Genomic DNA, 1,394 nt, shown 5'->3' on the forward strand with positions numbered 1-1,394 from the left:
GGCCGGGTCGGCGCGGTCGGCGACCAACCCCAGCCCCGCGCACTGCCCCGACCTGCTCAGCCAGGAGACCGCGAACAGGATCCCGTCGCCGGGACCGGCTTCGATCGGCCCGTCGAGGAGGTCCACCCGGGCTTGGACGGCGAGCAGCGCGGCGGCGGGGCACTCCACCCTGCCCCGCTCCGGATCGGTGAACGCCGTGACGGCGGCCAGCCCGCCGGGCGCGCCGGAAGACACCCGTATCTGCCTTCGCAGCAGGGAATTCCTCATGGAAACCTCGCATGTAACGACATTCGGTCCATATCGGTCACCCTAAGTGTGAAGTTCGTTACATAAAGCGAGGGGCTGTGAGATTCCCCGCTTCGAAAGATCTAAATTCTCAGCCCGGAACTCCCGCAGGCGTGACAGCGGGACAAGCGAGACATGTCCCCCGCCCTGGGCCGCACCGTGCCGCCCTCCGCCGCGGTTCCCTGGAGAAGTCACCCCATGGACGACACCGCGCAGGTAAGGAGGTCGCACAGCCATGTTCCGCAGCAGGAACCACAACTACACGGTCCCGTCCGAGGGCGTCATCGAGCCCTATACGCCCGCGGTGTCGCCGCTGCCGGACCCGAACGGCTGGTTCTGCCTGGGCGCGTCCCACGAGGTGGCGCCCGGCTCGCTCGTGACCCGTCGGCTCCTGGCCCAGGACGTCGTGCTCTGGCGGACCCGGTCGGGGAAGCTGGTCGCCAACCGGCCCTACTGCCCGCATCTGGGCGCCCATCTCGGCCAGGGCGGCACCGTGCGGGACGAGTCCATCGTCTGCCCGTTCCACGAGTTCGCGTTCGGCCCCGAAGGCGGCTGCGTGCGGACCGCCTACGGCAGCCGGCCCGCCGCGAAGACCCGGCTGGCCACCCTGCCCGTGGACGAGATCAACGGATTGATCTTCGTCTGGTACCACCACGAGGGAGCCCCGCCCGGCTGGCGGATCCCCGCGCTGCCCGCCGAAGGCTACTCGCGGCCCTACTACAAGACGACCGAGACGGCCGGGCATCCGCAGGAGGTCCTGGAGAACGTGATCGACACCGGTCACCTCGCCACCCTGCACGCCCCCGCGCTCGCCGCGAGCAGCGCCGCGGTCCCGTTCCGCGCGGACGGCCCCGGCTCCTCCATCACCCTGCGGATGGCGGTCCGCATCCCGTTCACCCACCGGTACCGGACGGCGGACTACCAGGTCACGATGTTCGGGCTCGGCTTCATCCTCGCCACCATCGAACTGCCCCTGGGCATCGTGCTGCGGGTCTACGCGCTGCCGACCTCCGTCGGGGTCTGGCGGATGCAGGCGCGGTGGGTGGTCAGCGCCCGCGTCCCCGCGCCCCGGCTGCTCCCGCCGCCGCTGCGCGGCCCGTTCGCCGCGG

2 protein-coding genes are annotated in these 1,394 nt (G+C 71.0%); one reads left to right on the top strand and one right to left on the bottom strand.

The window, feature by feature from the left end; genetic code table 11:
- The coding region (locus ACYVE7_RS34050) for a hypothetical protein (RefSeq protein WP_460370703.1) at positions 1–234 on the bottom strand (234 nt) is incomplete at its 3' end.
- Positions 235–520: 286 nt separating this feature from the next.
- Here ACYVE7_RS34050 and ACYVE7_RS34055 point away from each other — a divergent pair.
- The coding region (locus ACYVE7_RS34055) for an aromatic ring-hydroxylating oxygenase subunit alpha (RefSeq protein WP_460370705.1) at positions 521–1,394 on the top strand (874 nt) is incomplete at its 3' end.

This window comes from Actinocorallia lasiicapitis (genome assembly GCF_054778695.1).